We start from the raw sequence: 17,045 nt of genomic DNA on the forward strand, positions 1-17,045 counted from the left end.
GACGTACGAGAGGTCCGGGACGGCCCGCGCCGCATGGCGCGCTCGAAGTGGCCGTCCCGGACCTTTGTTGCTCCCCGCAGAACTCACTCTGCCTCCGCGGCAATCCCCGTACCAGCGAATTTCCGGGTGCCTGCCGTGGATCGTGGGCTGCCTCCGCCGAACGGCAGATGGCCGGCCCGGGCGTGCGCTCGTAGGGTCGGCCTCATGACCGTGAACCCGCGTGCCGTGTATGCCCCGTTGCTGGCATCGGCTGCCGTCGTCGACATCGGCGCGGCGTTCCTGGGGGCTCCTTCGATGTGGACGCTGCTCGGGGCGTGCCTCCTGCTTCCGCTGGTGGCTCTAGTAGCCCGCTGGTCTCCGGTGCGGTCCGGGAGCATCGCGGCTGCGCTGGGCGTGGCAGCCGTCGCGCTGTGGCCGGTCCCGCACGTGTGGGGGTCCGGGTCGTGGCTGGAAGCCTGCGGGGCGGCGGCGTTCTGGGCGCTGCCCGCGCTCGGAGCCCTGCTGGCAGGGGGCTATCCACGCCGCCAGGCGGCCAGGACGCGGCAGGCCGTAAGGAATGCGCGACGCGACCAGCAGCTCGAACTGGCCCGCGATCTGCACGACTTCGTGGGGCACGATGTGAGCGCCATAGTGGTGCAGGCACAAGCGGCCCGGTTCGTGGCCGCTCAGGATCCCGGGCAGGCGGTCCGCGCGCTGGAGCGGATCGAGGCCGCGGGCTTGAGCGCCTTGGAGTCGATGGACCGTACGGTGCACGCTCTGCGGGAGGCCTCGGGCGGCCCGACCGCTCCGGTACCGGGACTGGCACAACTGCCAGAACTGGTGGAGCGGTTCGAGCACGGGTCGCTGGACGCCGACCCTGCGGCCGTACCCGGGCTGTCGCGAGAGGCGGACACCACGGCGTACCGGGTGGCCCTGGAAGCGTTGACGAACGTACGCCGACACGCGCCCGGGGCGGCCGTGGTACGGGTCGCCGTACGCCGGGCCGGGGCGGCCGTAGAGCTCACCGTGGCCAACTCCGCCGCGGCCCGGGGGGCGGGCGGGTTGCTGGCACGCCGTCGGCGCAGCGGTACCGGACTGGCAGGGCTGCGCGGGCGGGTGGAGGCGGCGGGCGGAACACTGCGGGCCGGGCCGGATGCGGACGGCGGGTGGCGGGTTTGTGCGGTCTTCCCCATACTGGCAAGCCCTCTCGGGTGATCATGGTGGCGTGACCACACGCATCCTGATAGCCGATGACCAAGAGGACATCCGCAGTGGTTTTCGGCTGATCCTCGATTCGCAGCCCGACATGACCGTGGTGGGGGAGGCCGCGGACGGGGAGAGCGCGGTGGCGCTGGCCAGGGAGCTGCACCCCGATGTAGTGCTGGCGGACATCCGGATGCCCCGCTTGGACGGGCTGGAGGTGACCCGGCTGCTGGCACCACGGACACGTGTGGTGGTCGTGACCACATTCGACCTGGACGAATACGTGCACACCGCGCTGCGCAACGGCGCCTGCGGTTTCCTTCTGAAGCGGTCGGGACCCGCGCTGCTCATCGAAGGAGTGCGGGCGGCGATGGCCGGCGACACGCTCATCAGCCCGCAGATCACGGTGCGGCTGCTGAGCCGGATCACCGAGGCCGGGCCGACCCCTGCGCCGGCGCCCGAGCCCCATCCGCTGACCGGCCGGGAACTGGACATCGTGCGCCTGGTGGCGCGTGGGCTCACCAACGCCGAGATCGGCGCGGAGCTGTTCATCAGCGCGGGGACGGCCAAGACCCACATCGCGAACGTCCAGGCGAAGCTCGGAGCACGCAACCGGGTGGGGATCGCCGCGTGGGCGTGGGAGCACGGCGTGGTGAAGGCGGAAGCCGACTAGCGTTGTTTCACGTGAAACGAGGTCGTGTTTCACGTGAAACAACGTTGCGGGTGAGCGGCCAGGCGAGCAGGCCGACGCAGAGCGCGATGGCGTGGCCGAGGTCGGTGAAGGTGCCGCCGGTAACGAGAGGGAGCCCGAAGAAGGCGACGGCGCCGGCGAGGTAGAGCCATTTCCAGGGGCCGGGGAGCCGATAGGTGAGAACTCCGATGGAGGCCGCGAGCCCGTAGCTGACGCCGATGTCGACGACATGGGTCATGCTGCGCGGGGCTCGGTGGTCCTGGATGGCCATCGACAGGACCTTCTGGCTGACCAGTGTGGCAACGATGTGGGCCGTCGCGACGATCAGGAGCCAGCGCATCGTCCCGAGCCAGCGTTCGACGGGGGCGTGGAACAGCTCGAAGAGCAGGGCGTAGAGGGCGAGCGAGGCCGGGTTCTCTATCCAGAAGGCGCTGCTGAGGAGCGCCCGGACGGGGTGTTTGACGAGCTGGTGGATATTGCTGCTGTTGCGGTGGAGCAGGACGTGCTCGACCCGGTCGGGCGCGATCACCACGACGACGCTGGTGACGGCGATGATCAGCAGCCAGATGTGCGTTCCGGGCGAGGAGCGCATCCAGGACCGTATGGGCCTGGACGGCTCAGGCTCGGTGTGCTCGATCATGCACCGATGATGACCCGCGAAGCTGTGCCCCGCCTGGCCGGTGGGCCGGGCGGGGCACAGCTCCGCGAGGGGGTGCCGCAAGGGCGGCGGCGGGTCTACTCCTCGCCTGCCAGGGTGAGGCGTCGCAGCTTCTGGCCCGCGTAGACGGTGGCGCCGACGGTGACCACGGTGAGCAGGACCGCGGCGGTGGGCAGGCCGACCGTGGCATCGACGTATCCCTCGCCCGCGACCCTCTCGGCGAGGGACAGGGCCCACTGCTGGACGCTGAGGGTCTTGGCGCCGGAGACCAGGCTGCCGAAGAGCGACTCCCAGATCAGGGCATAGACCAGGCCGAAGACGACCGCATGTCGGCTGACGGTGCCCAGGAGCAGGAACAGCGCGCTGTAGGCGATCGAGGCGACGAGTGCGGCCACGGTGTAGGCGACGGCGATCTGCTGTCCGTTGCCGTTGAGGATGAAGCCGGCGATCAGGGTGGGGATCGCGGAGAAGGCCATGGTGACGGCGATCGCGACGATCAGCTTGGTCATGATGATCGTCGGGCGCTTCACCGGCTTGGAGAGCAGGTAGACGATCGATCCGTCGTCGATCTCGGGGCCGATGGCGCCCGTACCGGCGATGACGCCGATCAGCGGGACCATCGTCGCGAGGGCGAAGCCGCCGAGCAGGTCGGCGGCGACCTTGTCGTCGACGCCCGTGAGCGCGCGGACGGCGATGGAGATGACGATGAGCAGGGCCGGAAGCAGGAAGAGGATCAGTGCCCGGCGGCGGCCGAGCAGGGCCCGGTAGGTGAGCCGGGCAACGGTGGGGTTGTACATGGGTGCCAGCTCCTTCAGGCCGCGACGAGGTAGGAGAAGACCGACTCGAGGGACTCGTCGGAGGGCGAGACCGTCAGCAGCCGGATGCCGTGCGCGCGGGAGACCCGCGGAAGCAGTTCGGTGAAGCGCCCGAAGTCGACGGCCTGGATACGCAGGGCGCCTTCCTTCAGGTCGACCTCGATACCGGCCGTGGACGGGTCGGCGATCAGGGCCGCGGCGAGGGCCCGGTCGTCGGAGGAGCGGACGAGGTAGCGGTGCGGGCGGTCCGTCATCAGGCGGCGGATCTTGCGGAAGTCACCCGAGGCGGCGTGACGGCCGGCGACGACCACCTCGATGTGGGAGGCCAGTTGCTCGACCTCCTCAAGGATGTGGGAGGAGAACAGGACGGTGCGCCCTTCGTCGCCCATGCGCCGCAGCAGGTCCATCAGCTGCATGCGCTGGCGCGGGTCCATGCCGTTGAACGGCTCGTCGAGGAGCAGTACGGACGGGTCGTGGACCAGGGCGGACGCCATCTTCACACGCTGGCGCATGCCCTTGGAGTACGTGGAGATCTTGCGGTCCTGGGCGTACTCCATCTCGACCGTGGCCAGCGCCCGCCGGGCGGCCGCGTCGTCCAGCCCGTGGAGTTCGGCATTGGCGACGACGAACTCGCGGCCGGTGAGGAAGTCGTACATGGCCTCGCGCTCGGGCACGACGCCGATCTGCTCGTAGACCTGCTCGTTGCGCCAGATCGGCGTGCCGTCGAGGGTGACGGTGCCCGTGGAGGGGGCCAGGAAGCCGCCCATCATGTTGATGAGCGTGGACTTGCCCGCGCCGTTGGGGCCCAGGAGGCCGGTGACCCCGGGTCCGATGCGCATGGTCACGTCGTTGACGGCGACGACGTTCCCGAACCAGCGGGAGGTGTGGTCGATGTCGATGATGGTCACAGCCCGGCCTTCCGGTAGCGGGCCATCAGGGCGGCGTAGGAGCCGGCGATGAGGCCGAGGATGACGAGCAGGTAGACGAAGCCGATGCCGGCGGAGGGGCCTTCGCCGCCGGGGAAGGCGGAGGTCGCGCCGAGGAAGGCCGTCTGGAAGCCGTCGATCAGGGTGATCGGGGAGAACAGGCCCATCCAGTCGATGGCTCCGGCGTTCCCGGTGTTGTAGGCGATCCCCTGGACGGCGGTCACCGCGCCGTACGGGATCAGGAGCACGGCGATGATCGCGGCGACACCGAACCCGCGGCGCGGGGTGAGCGCGGCCATCACCAGGCCCAGGCCCGCGAAGAGCAGCGAGAGCAGAAGTACCGACACGAGTCCCTGCCCGAATCCCTTGGTCTGGTCACCGAAGTCGAACTTCGCCAGCAACGACCCGATCCACATGATCAGCAGCGGGGTGGCGGTGAGGATGAACAGGGCCGAGGCCATCGCCGCGTACTTGGCCACGACGTAGTCGACACGCTCGATGGGCCGTGAGAAGTAGAGCGGCACGGTCTTGAAGCGCAGGTCCCGGGAGACCGACTGGGGTGCCTGGGAAGCGAGGTAGAGGCCGATGACCACCTGGGTGGTCAGGGCGTACGTCGTGTACTTGATCGGCAGTTCGGTGGAGCCGGGAACGGCGATGGCCACCGCGACGAGGATCAGCGCGGGGACGCACATCACCGCGAAGAGGATCATCGGCAGCACCTTGGACTTCGCCGACCGGCCGAGTCCGTAGGCGCCGCGCAGGGACTGCGAGAACAGCGACTTGCGGGCGTAGGCGCGGCCGAGCCGGGGGCCGTCGTAGGACCGGTAGCCGATGTTGTGGATCTGGGTCGAGGTGTCAGGCGCCATCGGAACCGGCTCCCTTCTGCTGGATGGGCTGCGCGGGCTGGTCGTTGTCGCGGAAGACCTCCGCGATGTGGTGGCGGCGCTGCTCCATGCGGACCAGGCCGATACCGAGGTCGGCGACGGTGTCTCGGACCGTGTCGTACGTCTCCTCGCCCGTGGCCTCGACCAGGAGGATGTGGCCGGCGCCGGGCAGGCCCTGCTCCTCGGCCGTATGGAGGGCGAGGCCCGCCGAGGTGAGCGCCTTGCGCAGGGCGGCGGTGCCGTCCGGGTGCACGTCGGAGTCGGTGACCTCGACCGCGAGGGTCGTGGTGATCTGGGTGAAGTCGCTGGTGGAGCTGGAGCGCAGCAGCTTGCCGCCGTCGACGACCACGACGTGGTCGCACGTCCGCTCCAGCTCGCCGAGGAGGTGGGAGGTGACCAGGACGGAGATGCCGAAGTCGGTGTAGACGCGGCGGATCAGGCCGAGCATCTCGTCGCGTCCGACCGGGTCGAGGCCGTTGGTCGGCTCGTCGAGGAGGACCAGCTGGGGGTCGTGGACGAGCGCCTGGGCCAGCTTGACGCGCTGCTTCATGCCCGTGGAGTAGCCGCCGATGGGGCGGTAGCGCTCCTCGTAGAGCCCTACGTGTCGCAGGGTGTCGGCGGTGCGCTCCCGGGCCGCGGTCGGCGGGAGCCCGGACATGCGGGCCATGTGGACGACGAACTCGGTGGCCGAGACGTCGGGTGGCAGGCAGTCGTGCTCGGGCATGTAGCCGACGCGTTCACGGATGGCGCTGCCATGCGTGGTGACGTCGAGGCCGAGCACGGCGGCGCTGCCCTCGGTGGCGGGGGACAGTCCCAGCAGAATCTTGATCAGCGTGGACTTGCCGGCTCCGTTGGCACCCACGAGGCCGGTCACACCAGGCCCGATGTCCAGGGAGAGCCGGTCGAGGGCGGTCACTCGGGGGTACCGCTTGCTCAGGCTTTCGGTCGCGATGACAGTCACGGATTCGACGTTAGTGGCGGACCTCCCGCGAAACGTCAGACCTTGAGCTGGATCCCGTCTCCGCCTTCAGGCGTACATGACCGTACTGGAGGCTGATGTGGCCCGGACAACTTTGTCCACAGGTCTGTGCACGACCCTTGACGTGACCTTCAGTCATTGTCACATTCATCAGTGTCAACTTACGGGCACGTACGGCGACCGAGACGGGTGCTGACCATGGCAGGGGACGATTTTCGCGGGTTCAGGGAAGTGCAACGCCTCTCCTACGAGTGCGCGGAGACCGTCGCCGCGCAGCTGCGGCCCGGGATGACCGAGCGGGAGGCCGCGCGGATGCAGCGGGAGTGGCTGCGCGAGCGCGGGGTGCGCGACTGGTTCCACCTGCCCTTCGCCTGGTTCGGGGACCGCACCGCCTTCGTGAATTTCAAGATCCCGCTGCAGTTCTTCCCGACCAACCGGAAGCTGGAGCCGGGGATGCCCTTCATCCTCGACATGGCACCGGTCTACAAGGGCTACGCGGCCGACATCGGCTACTCGGGGAGCCTCGGCCTCAACCCGGTGCAGGACCGGCTCATGTCGGATCTGCAGGCCCACCGCACGCTGATCCTGGAGCAGGTGCGTGAGCGCCGCTCGCTGCGCGAGATCTATGAGAACGTCGAGCGGCTCATGAACCGGCAGGGGTACGCCAACCGGCACCGCGCCTACCCGTTCGGCGTGATCGCGCACAAGATCGACCGGGTCAAGGAGCGGCGCTGGGCACCGACGGCCTTCGGGTTCGGCACCCAGTCCCTCAAGGGGCTGGCGTCCGACGCCCTGCACGGGCACCGTGAGGGCTGGTCCCCGCTGTGGAGCCCGTACCACTTCTCCGACCACCCGCCGCAGCCCGGTCTGTGGGCGGTGGAGCCGCACCTGGGCTTCCGGGGCACCGGCGCGAAGTTCGAGGAGATCCTGGTCGTCACCGACTCCCGGGACCCCGAGCAGACCGCGTTCTGGCTGGACGACGATCTGCCGCACGTGCGGCGCTGGGCTGAGGAGAAGGTGGCATGAGCGGCATGAGCGAGGCAAGTGCGACGGGACGACCGGCCGGCGCGCGTGAGCGCTGGGTGAGCACCGGCGGGGTCGAGCTGTGCGTCGTCGAACTCGGCGAGACCGACCGGCCCACCGTGGTCCTGGTGCACGGCTATCCGGACAGCAAGGAGGTCTGGTCGGAGGTCGCCGAGCGGCTGGCGTCCCGCTTCCACGTGGTGCTCTACGACGTACGCGGCCACGGGCGCTCGACCGCGCCGCAGCCGCTGCGCGGCGGCTTCACGCTGGAGAAGCTGACAGACGACTTCCTCGCGGTGGCGCAGGCGGTCAGCCCCGACCGGCCGGTCCATCTGGTCGGCCACGACTGGGGCTCCGTCCAAGGCTGGGAGTTCGCCACGGTGGCGCGCACCGAAGGCCGGATCGCCTCCTTCACCTCGATGTCGGGCCCCTCCCTCGACCACTTCGGGCACTGGATCAAGCAGCGCATGACGCGGCCCACCCCGCGCCGGGCTGCGCAACTGCTCGGCCAGGGTGTGAAGTCCTGGTACGTCTACATGCTGCACACGCCCGTGCTGCCGGAGCTCGCCTGGCGCGGGCCGCTCGGCAAGCGGTGGCCCGCGATCCTCCAGCGCATCGAAAAGGTTCCGGCCGGCTCCTACCCCACGGCGTCGCTGCCTTCGGACGCGGCCCACGGCGCCTGGCTCTACCGCGACAACGTCCGGCCCCGCATGCGCCATCCGCGCCCCGACGCGTACGCACACGTACCGGTGCAGCTCATCACCCCGACCGGGGACGCCTTCCTGTCGGAGCGGCTCTACGACGACCTGGAGCGGTGGGCCCCGGACCTGGTGCGCCGCACGCTGCCCGCCAAGCACTGGGTGCCCCGGACCCGGCCCGACCAGCTGGCCGCCTGGATCACCGAGTTCGTCACCATCCGGGAGGAGCCCGCCACACGGGCACCGGAGCAGAAGGCCCCGGGCCGGTACGCCGACCGCTTCGGCGGCCAGCTGGTCCTGGTCACCGGCGCGGCGAGCGGCATCGGCCGGGCCACCGCCTTCGCGTTCGCCGAGGCGGGGGCCCGGGTCGTGGCCGTGGACCGGGACGCCGAAGGCGCGGCGCGCACGGCGGACATGGCCCGCCTGGTCGGCGCTCCCGAGGCCTGGGGGGAGTGTGCGGACGTCAGCGACGAGCAGGCGATGGAGAAGCTCGCTGAGAAGGTCGCCGCGGAGTACGGAATCGTGGACGTCCTGGTCAACAATGCCGGGATCGGCCTGTCCGGGGCCTTCCTCGACACCACCGCCGAGGACTGGAAGAAGGTTCTCGACGTCAACTTGTGGGGCGTCATCCACGGCTGCCGGATCTTCGGGAAGCAGATGGCCGAGCGCGGCCAGGGCGGCCACATCGTCAACACCGCCTCCGCCGCCGCGTACCTGCCGTCCAGGACCCTGCCCGCCTACAGCACCTCGAAGGCCGCGGTGCTGATGCTGTCGGAATGCCTGCGCGCGGAACTGGCGTCGAAGTCGATCGGCGTCTCCGCGATCTGCCCGGGCATCGTCAACACCAACATCACCGCCACCTCGCGGTTCGCCGGGGTGGACGAGGCCGAGGAGAAGCGCCGACAGGAACGCTCCTCGCGGCTGTACGGGATACGCAACTTCCCGCCGGAGAAGGTCGCCGACGCGATCCTGCGGGCCGTGGTGCGCAACGAGGCCGTGGTGCCGGTGACTCCCGAGTCCAAGGGCGCCCTGTGGATGTCGCGATTCGCCCCGCGCACCCTGCGGCGCATCGCGAAGCTGGAGCCCAGGCTGTGAGCGGGACCTCGTACGCCATCAGCACCCGCCGGGTGGCCTTCGACCGGAACAGGCACGGCGTGCAGCACTCCGGCGCGCAGCACCCGGTCCCCTGCGGGGGAGCGGGCCTGGCCCGGTGCGTGTGGCACGTGATCGCGCCGGTCCACGCGCACAACCGGGCGGTGGCCCAGGGACTGCTGCCCACGTGGAGAGAGCTCGGCACGGCCATACCCCGCTACTTCCGGCGGTCGTACCATCCCTCGCAGGAGGTCTCGCTGCGCAGGGTGGTCGAGTACCTTGCGGCTTCACCTGCCGCCCGGGCCGCGGTCGGCGCGGTCGGCCGAGCCGCGATGTCGTAGGGAGCCGGGATTGTCCGATCAGGCGGTAGCCGAGTACCGGATCGAGGATCTGGCGCACCACAGCGGGGCGACGGTGCGCACGATCCGGGCGTACCAGGACCGGGGTCTGCTGCCGAAGCCGGAGCGGCGGGGCCGCTCCAACGTCTACCGGGACACGCATCTGGCGCGTCTTCGCCAGATCGCGGACCTGCTGGACCGCGGCTACACCCTGGCCTCCATCAAGGAACTGCTGGAGGCCTGGGACGCCGGGCGCGGGCTGGGCGGCGTACTCGGGCTGGTCGCCGAGGTGCACGGGCCGTGGACCGATGAGGAGGCGGCCCGGATCAGCAGGCAGGAGCTGAACGAGCGGTTCGGCGGCAAGCCCGACGACGACGCCGTCCACGAGGCGTGCGAGCTGGGGGTGCTGGAGCGGATCCCGGGACGGCCTGACCAGTTCCTCGTGCCCTCGCCACAGGAGCTGGCGGTGGCCGCCGAGCTGTACGCGGCCGGGGTGCCGCTGTCGGCGATCACCGGGCACCTGCGGGAACTGCGCGGGCAGGTGGAGCACATCGCCTCGCGGTTCCTGGAGTTCACCACCGAGCACGTCTTCGCGCGCTACCTCGGGCAGGTTCCCCCCACCGACGCGGATGCGGCGGAGGCGGCGACGATGGTGCGGCGGCTGCGGCCGCTGGCCCAGCAGACCGTGGACGCGGAGCTGGCGCGGGCGATGCAGCTGTTCGCGACCCGGCATCTGCAGCGGCACCTGGGGGCGGCCGGGGGCCCGCAGCCGTCGGGTCCGTCTCCGGTGGCCCTGCCGGCCGGGACGGTGCGGGCGGTACAGGAACTGGTGGGCGCCGACCATGTGGCGGAGTTCGTCCGGGCCGCGACGGAGCGGGAGCTCCAGGCCCGAACGATGAACGATCTGGCGCGCCGCGCGGACGGGTAGCGCGCGCTGAGACTGCAGACTGCGGCGGGCCCGGCCGGTCGGAAGTCCACTCGGCAGTCACTCGGTAGTCCACAGGGCGGATCACACGTTTGCCGTCAAAACCCGTCCAAACGGCTGTGGACAAGTCCCGCCTGCCTGTGGGCAACAAGGGTCCCGTCTCAGCCGATGGTCTCGTACGCCGTCTTGGTGGGAGTCACGCCGTCCACCGGCCCGGTGTCGGACAGGGTCTGAACCACCACGGGCTCAGGGGGCCGGGAGGAGCCGTAGAGCAGGCCCGCGAGGACCAGGCCGAGGATCCCGCCGATCAGCTGGGCCGCGACGAAGCCGGGGAGCGACTCCGGCGCGATGCCGGTGAAGGAGTCGCTGAAGCTGCGCCCGACGGTGCCTGCCGGGTTGGCGAAGGACCCGGAGGACGTGAACCAGATCGCGGCGGCGATGTAGGCGGCGACCGCGGCCGGGATGAGCTTGGGGCGCCCGATGCGCCCGAGGCCCTGGATGACGAGAACGAGCCCTGCGGTGGCCACGACCTCGCCCACGAGCAGGTGCCCGCCGTCGCGGACCTGGGTGGCGAAGGTGCCGGGGGTCCGGCCGAACATGGCTTCCGCGAGGACGGCGCCGCCGATGGCTCCGGCCGTCTGGGCCACGGTGTAGACCAAGGCCTCCCGGGCGTCGAGCCCCTCCCCGCCGGTGCGCCGGGACCACCAGGCGGTGAGGGTGACCACCGGGTTGAGGTGGGCGCCGGACAGCGGCCCGAAAAGGGTGATGATCAGCCCGAGGCCGATGGCGGAGGCGACCGAGTTCGCGATGAGGGCGACACCGGTGTCGCGGCTGAGCTCGGAGGCCTGGATTCCGGAGCCGATCACGACCACGAGCAGACCGGCGGTACCGATCAGTTCGGCAGCCGCACGGCGTAGCAGTGAGGTATGGGCTGTCATGGTTTCTCCCCCTGGGCAGAAGTGGCAGCGGAAAATGTATTCCGTATCTTGGAAGAGCGATAGGGGGTGTCCACGACCTCACGCCCCGCGAAAATCCCTGCCGGAAGGCCTTCCGACCGGGCACGCTGGGGTCATGGATGACAGGCGCACCGTGAAGGTGTCCAAATACGTCTCGAAACACCTGCGGCATCAGCCGGAACGGATCGGACTGGTGCTCGACCCCCACGGCTGGGTGGAGATCGACGACCTGCTGCGCGCGGCCGCCACCCACGGCTTCGCCTTCAGCCGCGCCGAGCTCGACCACGTCGTGGCCGCCAACGACAAGCAGCGGTTCGCTGTCGACGGCTCCCGGATCCGCGCCAGCCAGGGCCACACGGTGGCCGTGGACCTGGATCTCCCGGAGGCCGAGCCGCCCGCGTACCTCTACCACGGCACCGTCGCCGCCGCCATGGACGCGATCCGCGCCGAAGGCCTGCGCCCCATGGCACGCCACCACGTGCACCTGTCCCCCGACCGGGAGACCGCGACCCGGGTCGGCGCGCGGCGCGGCAGGCCGGTCGTGCTCAGCGTGGACGCGGGGGCGATGCGCGCCGCGGGGCACGTCTTCCGGATCAGCGCCAACGGGGTGTGGCTGGTGGACGCCGTACCGCCGCAGTTCCTGCGCTTCCAGTAGCAACTCCCGGGGCGCTCCCGGGCCAACTCCGGCGCATCCGGGCGAATCACGGCGCATCATCCCGGCGCTTCCCGGGCATCTCCGGGTGCGGGAATTCGCTCAGAGATTGTCGGACCGTCCCCCTAATCTGTTCCCCACTCCGGGATCCGTGAGGGGGGGACCTCGCGATCACCGAACCATCCCCGTATGCACGCGAGGTGACGCCCTATGACGTCCACACCCCACAGCTTCCAGGTCGATCTGCGCGGCCTGGTCGACCTGCTCTCCCACCACCTCTACTCCAGCCCGCGCGTCTACGTCCGCGAGCTCCTGCAGAACGCGGTGGACGCCGTCACCGCGCGCCAGGCCATCGACCCCGAGGCCGGGGTCCGCATCCGGCTGTCCGCGTCGGAGGACCGGATCACCATCGAGGACAGCGGCATCGGCCTGACCGCCGCGGAGGCCCACTCCTTCCTCGCCACCATCGGCCGCAGCTCCAAGCGCGGCGGTGACAGTGCCGCCGAAGGCATCCGCGCCCTGGAGGCCACCCGCCGGGAGTTCCTGGGCCAGTTCGGCATCGGGCTGCTCGCGTGCTTCGTCGTCGCCCGCCAGATCCGCGTCGTCACCCGCTCCGCACGCGATCCCCAGGCCGCACCCGTCGAATGGCTGGCCACGGACGACGGTTCGTACACCGTGCGCGAGCTGCCCCACGAAGCACGCCCGGAGCCCGGTACCACCGTCGTCCTGGAGGCCCGGCCCGGCGCCGCCGAGTGGACGGCCCCGGCCAAGGTCGAGCAACTAGCCCGCGACTACGGCTCCCTGCTGCCCTACGACATCACCTTCGACGACGGCGAGGGCGGCGAGCCGCGCCCCCTCACCGACCGGCCCGCCGTGTGGGACCGGCCCTTCCCCACGCCCACCGCCCGCCGCGTCGCACTCGCCGGGCACTGCGCGCAGCTCTTCGGATTCACCCCGCTCGACAGCATCGACCTGGACCTGCCGCTCGCCGGCGTGCGCGGAGTCGCGTACGTGCTGCCCGAGCCGACCAGCCCCGCCCACCGCGCCGGCCACCGTGTCCACCTCAAGGGCATGCTGCTGACCGACCGGGCCGACAACCTGCTGCCGGACTGGGCGTTCTTCGTCCGCGCCGTCCTCGACACGGACACCCTGCGGCCCACCGCCTCCCGCGAGAACCTGTACGACGACGAGACCCTGGCCGCCGTACGCGACGCCCTCGGCGCCCGTATCCGCGGCTGGCTCGGCGAGCTCGCGGCGAGCGAACCCGAGCGTCTGGCCGCCTTCCTCCGCGTGCACCACCTCGGCGTGAAGTCCATGGCCCGGCACGACTCCGAACTGCTCGGCCTGATGCTGCCGTGGCTGCCGTTCGAGACCAGCGACGGTCCGATGAGCCTGGAGCAGTTCGCGGCCGCCCACACCGACGTCCACTTCACGCGCACGGTCGAGGAGTTCCGCCAGATCGCACCGATCGCCGCGGCGCACGGTCTCGGCGTCATCAACGCCGGCTACACCTACGACGCGGACCTGCTGGCCCTGCTGCCCTCCGTACGGCCCGAGCTGAAGGTCACCGAGCTGGACGCCGGAGCCGTCACCGAACGGCTGGACCCGGTGCCCACCACTGCCGAGCTGGAGCTCGCCCCCTTCCTCGCCACGGCGCGCACCCGCCTGCAACCCCAAGGCTGCGACGTGGTGCTGCGCGCCTTCCAGCCCGTCTCCGTCCCCGCGCTCTACCTCGACGACCGGCAGGCACGGCACGAGCGGGACCGGACCGCCGCGCTGGAGAGCGCCGACTCCCTGTGGAGCGGCATCCTCGGCTCGCTGCGCGGCTCCGCACCCCGCGCGCGCCTGGTCCTCAACCACAACAACCCGCTGATCCGCCGGATCTCCGCCCTCCCCGACGAGGCGCTGACCGGCACCGCCGTCGAATCGCTCTACGGACAGGCCCTGCTGATGTCCCAGCGGCCGCTGCGTCCCGCCGACTCCACTCTGCTCAACCGGGCCTTCCTCGGGCTCCTGGAATGGGCGACCCACTCCACCGAGGCCCCGGAGGACCAGAAGTGACGACGCCGACGCGCCAGGAGATCGAGCGGGGCCTGGCGGAGAACCGCGAGGCGCCGAGTGGTGCCGCGCGCAACGCGCACGCCGAGGCCCTGGTCGGCGCCGCCGAGGCGAGCGGCGACCGGGCGCTGTTCCGGGAGACCCTGGACAACCTGATCCACGCCTACCTGTGGAGCTCGGAGTCGTCGAAGCTGCTGGTGCCCTTCGCCCGGCTGCTCCAGGAGTACGACAAGGATCCCGGCGCCTTCTCCGAATGGGACGCGCACTCGCTGTTCTGGCAGTTCAAGTGGGTGGCCACGGCGATCTCCGACTCCCCCGGGGTTCCTCTGGAGTCGGCCACCGGCTGGCTGGACGAGATGGAGCGCCGCTACCGGATCGCCGGCTACAGCGAGCGGCCCGTACGCGAGGCCGAGCTGTGGCTCGCCGACGCGATGGGCGACGACGAGCGGGCCGAGCGCGCCTTCAGGCGCTGGCTGGCGGCCGATCGCGACGACATGACTGACTGCCGCGCCTGCGAACTCAACGGCCAGGGTCAGTACGCCGTCCTGCGCGGCGACGACGCCGAGGCACTGGAGATCTGGAAGCCGGTGCTGGCGGGCGAGCGGACCTGCGCCGAGGAGCCGCACCGGGTGCTGGGCACCTCCCTGCTGCCCTTGCTGCGGCTCGGACGGACCGCCGAGGCCCGCTCGAACCACCTGCGCGGCTACCGCCTGGCCCGCGGCAACGACAGCCTGCTGCCGACGGTCGGCAAGCACATCGAGTTCTGCGCGCTCACCGGCAACGAGTCTCGCGGTCTGGAGATCCTCGCCGAACACGCCTCCCACGTCGGCCCGCTCGCCAACGTCGACGACCAGCTGGCCTTCCACGGCGGCATCCTCGTGCTGCTGCGCCGGCTGACGGACCTGGGGCACGGCCGGATCCCGGCCGTGCCCTACGACGGCACGCCCCGCACCGTCTGCGAGCTGTACGAAGTCATGCGCGCGGGCGCGCTCGACATCGCCCGGCAGTTCGACGTGCGCAACGGCACCACCCGCGTCTCGGAGCGGTTCCTGGCGCGGATCGGGCGGGAACCGCTGGTCGGCGCGCTGCCGCTGGGGGTGCGCAGTGCGGCGTTGCCACAGTCGGCCGACGCCGCTCCGGGGCCCGTCGTCCCGGTGTCCACGGCTTCGGCTGCCGGTTTCGCCGAGCTGGTGGATCAGGCCCGGCGCGCCCGTGACCTGGGGCATCCGGGGGCGGACGGGCTGTGGGCCGAGGTAGCCGTACGGGTGGACGCGCAGCCGGAGCCCGATCCGCTGGTCGCGGCCGACCTGGCGGACCACCGGGCACTGGCCGCCGCACGGCGGGGGGCCACGGAGGCGACGGAGCTGCTGACCGCGGCCCGGGAGGGCTACCGGGCCCTCGGCCTGGCACAGCGCGCGGCACTTGTCGAGCTGCGTCTGGCGAACCTCGCCGCCCAGTCGGGGGCCACGCCCGCCGAGATCAGGAGGCTGCTGGGGGTGGCCGTACGGGCCGCCGAGGCACTCGACCCGGCCGAACCGCTGCGGACCCGGAGGATCGCGCTCGCCGAGCTGTCGGTGATCCGCGTGGAGTCGTACCTGCGCTCGGCCGAGGCGGCCGGTGGCGACGGCCACGACCACGACCACGCCAACGGCCACGGCCACGGCCACGGCCACGGCCACGGCCACGGCGAACTCGCCGCCGAGCTGAACGCCTTCATCACCGCCTACGCGGACGCGCCGGCGGACCTGGTGGCAGAGGCTGAGGAGATGCTGGGGCGGGTCGCGCTGTCACAGGGAGACCCGGAGCAGGCGGAGGCCCTGCTCGCGGCCGCCGCGGCTCGGGCGGTCGGGGCGGGCAGGCCCTGGCAGGCCGTGGACCCGCTGGTGCTGCGGGCCGGGGTATTGATGTCGCTGGACCGGCCCGAGGAGGCGGAGGAGGCAGCCCGTTCCGCGCTGGAACACGCCCCCGAGGTGACCGACTCCGAGGTCCAGGGCGTCGTACGGCTGACCCTCGCGGACATCCTGCTGCGGCGGGAGGGCGCGGCGGATGAGGCCGCCGGGCACGCTCTGGCGGGAAGCCACTGGTTCGACCAGGCCGGTCTCACGGCCGACGGCGGGGCGCAGGCGCGGCTGCTCCTGGCGCGTGCGTACGCGCAGGACGGTCGTAACGCCGAGGCTGCGGAGGTGTTGCAGTCGGCTCTGCCGGATCTGCTGGAGCACGGCGAGGAGCAGGCCGTTTCCGGCCGGGAGTTCCTGGCCGACCTGCTGCGACAGCTGAACGAGCTGCGGCCGGCCGCGGAGCAGTTCCTACTGGCGGCGGAGACGGCCAAGGGCTGGGAGGACCCCCGGCCCCAGGCCAGGCTCGCGCAGTCGGCCGCCGACACGCTGTCCGACGCCGGGCTGACCGTGGAGGCTGCCGCCGCCTACGAGCGGACCGTGGAACTGCACCGCCTGACGGGCGAGGCCCCGGTCGCCGAGGCACGTGCCCTGCGCTCCCTGGCCTGGCTGGGACTGCGCGAGGAGGTCACCGACGAAACCGTTGCGCGGGCCAGGGTCCTGATGGACGAGGCCACCGGTGTACTGGAGGCCGCCCTGACGGCGGATCCCGCGGATCCGCAGCTGCGGGCCGAACTCGCCCAGACCTGGCACCAGCTGGCGCAGGTCCTCGACCGGCGGGTCAGTGCGCACGCAGCCTCCTTCGACGAGGAGGACGAAGACGCTGACGACGAGGACGCAGGCGGTGCGGGCGGCGACCCGGCCGCGTCGGCCGAGTCGCTGAGCGAGGCGGAGGTCGAGGCGCTGCGCCTGGAGGAGATCGAGCTCTGGGGCCGGGCTGCCGCGCTCTACGCGGAACTCGGCCCGGACCATCTGCGGGACCGGTTCCAGTGCCTGAACAACGCCGCCTGGACGGAGCAGGAGCGGGGCCGCCCGGAAGCGGGCGCGGCCCGCGTCCGTGCACTGATCGACGAGGTCGAAGCCATGCCGGAGGGCGCCGCGCCCGACTGGCTCCTGCCGTCCGCCGAGCGTCTGTACTCCCAGCTGACGGCCTGAGCCCACTGCCGTGGGGGGGGGGGGGGGGGGGGCCGGCCCGCCGCCCCCCCCCCCCCCGCCAGATGAATTCGGGGACAGGACGGGCGGACGACCCAAACCATAAATGAACTACAGCACC

General features: G+C 71.4%; 14 protein-coding genes and 1 pseudogene. 9 read left to right on the plus strand and 6 right to left on the minus strand.

The window, feature by feature from the left end; all coding sequences use genetic code 11:
* The first annotated feature begins 204 nt into the window (after positions 1 to 204).
* Positions 205 to 1,194 carry a sensor histidine kinase gene (locus ACFYOB_RS11600; RefSeq protein ID WP_388558008.1) on the plus strand — a complete coding sequence of 330 codons (990 nt, stop codon included), beginning with the start codon at positions 205 to 207 and terminating at the stop codon, positions 1,192 to 1,194.
* A gap of 10 nt (positions 1,195 to 1,204) precedes the next feature.
* Positions 1,205 to 1,855, plus strand: coding sequence for a response regulator (locus ACFYOB_RS11605; protein WP_388558011.1), 651 nt, complete (start codon positions 1,205 to 1,207; stop codon positions 1,853 to 1,855).
* A 7-nt stretch (positions 1,856 to 1,862) separates the two neighbouring features.
* Here ACFYOB_RS11605 and ACFYOB_RS11610 read toward each other — a convergent pair whose 3' ends face one another.
* The 5 genes from ACFYOB_RS11610 to ACFYOB_RS11630 all read right to left on the minus strand — a co-directional run bounded on the left by ACFYOB_RS11610 (position 1,863) and on the right by ACFYOB_RS11630 (position 6,117).
* On the minus strand, positions 1,863 to 2,513 hold the full coding sequence (locus ACFYOB_RS11610) for a rhomboid-like protein (protein ID WP_388558014.1): 651 nt from the start codon (positions 2,511 to 2,513) through the stop codon (positions 1,863 to 1,865).
* A 95-nt stretch (positions 2,514 to 2,608) separates the two neighbouring features.
* Positions 2,609 to 3,328 carry an ABC transporter permease subunit gene (locus ACFYOB_RS11615; protein WP_388558017.1) on the minus strand — a complete coding sequence of 240 codons (720 nt, stop codon included), beginning with the start codon at positions 3,326 to 3,328 and terminating at the stop codon, positions 2,609 to 2,611.
* A 14-nt stretch (positions 3,329 to 3,342) separates the two neighbouring features.
* Positions 3,343 to 4,254: an ABC transporter ATP-binding protein gene (locus ACFYOB_RS11620; RefSeq protein WP_388558020.1), complete on the minus strand. Its 912-nt coding sequence runs from the start codon at positions 4,252 to 4,254 to the stop codon at positions 3,343 to 3,345.
* Positions 4,251 to 5,138: an ABC transporter permease subunit gene (locus tag ACFYOB_RS11625; RefSeq protein ID WP_388558023.1), complete on the minus strand. Its 888-nt coding sequence runs from the start codon at positions 5,136 to 5,138 to the stop codon at positions 4,251 to 4,253. The genes ACFYOB_RS11620 and ACFYOB_RS11625 overlap by 4 nt, the downstream gene beginning before the upstream one ends.
* On the minus strand, positions 5,128 to 6,117 hold the full coding sequence (locus tag ACFYOB_RS11630) for an ABC transporter ATP-binding protein (RefSeq protein ID WP_388558026.1): 990 nt from the start codon (positions 6,115 to 6,117) through the stop codon (positions 5,128 to 5,130). The genes ACFYOB_RS11625 and ACFYOB_RS11630 overlap by 11 nt, the downstream gene beginning before the upstream one ends.
* A 216-nt stretch (positions 6,118 to 6,333) precedes the next feature.
* Between ACFYOB_RS11630 and ACFYOB_RS11635 the strand changes: the two genes are divergently transcribed.
* The 4 genes and pseudogenes from ACFYOB_RS11635 (at position 6,334) to ACFYOB_RS11650 (ending at position 10,214) form a co-directional block, all read left to right on the plus strand.
* The gene (locus tag ACFYOB_RS11635; protein WP_388558029.1) at positions 6,334 to 7,161 is read left to right on the plus strand and encodes a M24 family metallopeptidase; all 828 of its coding nucleotides are present in this window, start codon (positions 6,334 to 6,336) and stop codon (positions 7,159 to 7,161) included.
* Between the two features lie 5 nt (positions 7,162 to 7,166).
* Positions 7,167 to 8,951, plus strand: a complete 1,785-nt coding sequence (locus ACFYOB_RS11640; RefSeq protein WP_388558031.1) for an SDR family oxidoreductase — start codon at positions 7,167 to 7,169, stop codon at positions 8,949 to 8,951.
* A 149-nt stretch (positions 8,952 to 9,100) separates the two neighbouring features.
* A pseudogene (locus tag ACFYOB_RS11645) lies at positions 9,101 to 9,289 on the plus strand (metal-dependent hydrolase); the annotation flags it as partial.
* 10 nt (positions 9,290 to 9,299) lie between these two features.
* Positions 9,300 to 10,214 carry a MerR family transcriptional regulator gene (locus ACFYOB_RS11650; RefSeq protein WP_388558034.1) on the plus strand — a complete coding sequence of 305 codons (915 nt, stop codon included), beginning with the start codon at positions 9,300 to 9,302 and terminating at the stop codon, positions 10,212 to 10,214.
* A 158-nt stretch (positions 10,215 to 10,372) separates the two neighbouring features.
* Here the strand turns inward: ACFYOB_RS11650 and ACFYOB_RS11655 are convergent, their stop codons facing one another.
* Positions 10,373 to 11,149 (minus strand): aquaporin, encoded by a 777-nt coding sequence (locus ACFYOB_RS11655; RefSeq protein WP_388558036.1) that lies wholly within the window; start codon positions 11,147 to 11,149, stop codon positions 10,373 to 10,375.
* Positions 11,150 to 11,282: 133 nt separating this feature from the next.
* Between ACFYOB_RS11655 and ACFYOB_RS11660 the strand changes: the two genes are divergently transcribed.
* The 3 genes from ACFYOB_RS11660 (at position 11,283) to ACFYOB_RS11670 (ending at position 16,927) form a co-directional block, all read left to right on the plus strand.
* Positions 11,283 to 11,822 carry an RNA 2'-phosphotransferase gene (locus ACFYOB_RS11660; RefSeq protein ID WP_388558039.1) on the plus strand — a complete coding sequence of 180 codons (540 nt, stop codon included), beginning with the start codon at positions 11,283 to 11,285 and terminating at the stop codon, positions 11,820 to 11,822.
* Between the two features lie 207 nt (positions 11,823 to 12,029).
* Positions 12,030 to 13,880: an HSP90 family protein gene (locus tag ACFYOB_RS11665; protein WP_388558042.1), complete on the plus strand. Its 1,851-nt coding sequence runs from the start codon at positions 12,030 to 12,032 to the stop codon at positions 13,878 to 13,880.
* Positions 13,877 to 16,927, plus strand: coding sequence for a tetratricopeptide repeat protein (locus tag ACFYOB_RS11670; RefSeq protein WP_388558045.1), 3,051 nt, complete (start codon positions 13,877 to 13,879; stop codon positions 16,925 to 16,927). The genes ACFYOB_RS11665 and ACFYOB_RS11670 overlap by 4 nt, the downstream gene beginning before the upstream one ends.
* Positions 16,928 to 17,045: the final 118 nt, after the last annotated feature.

Origin of the sequence: Streptomyces sp. NPDC006463 (genome assembly GCF_042870715.1) — a bacterium.
GTDB lineage: Bacteria > Actinomycetota > Actinomycetes > Streptomycetales > Streptomycetaceae > Streptomyces.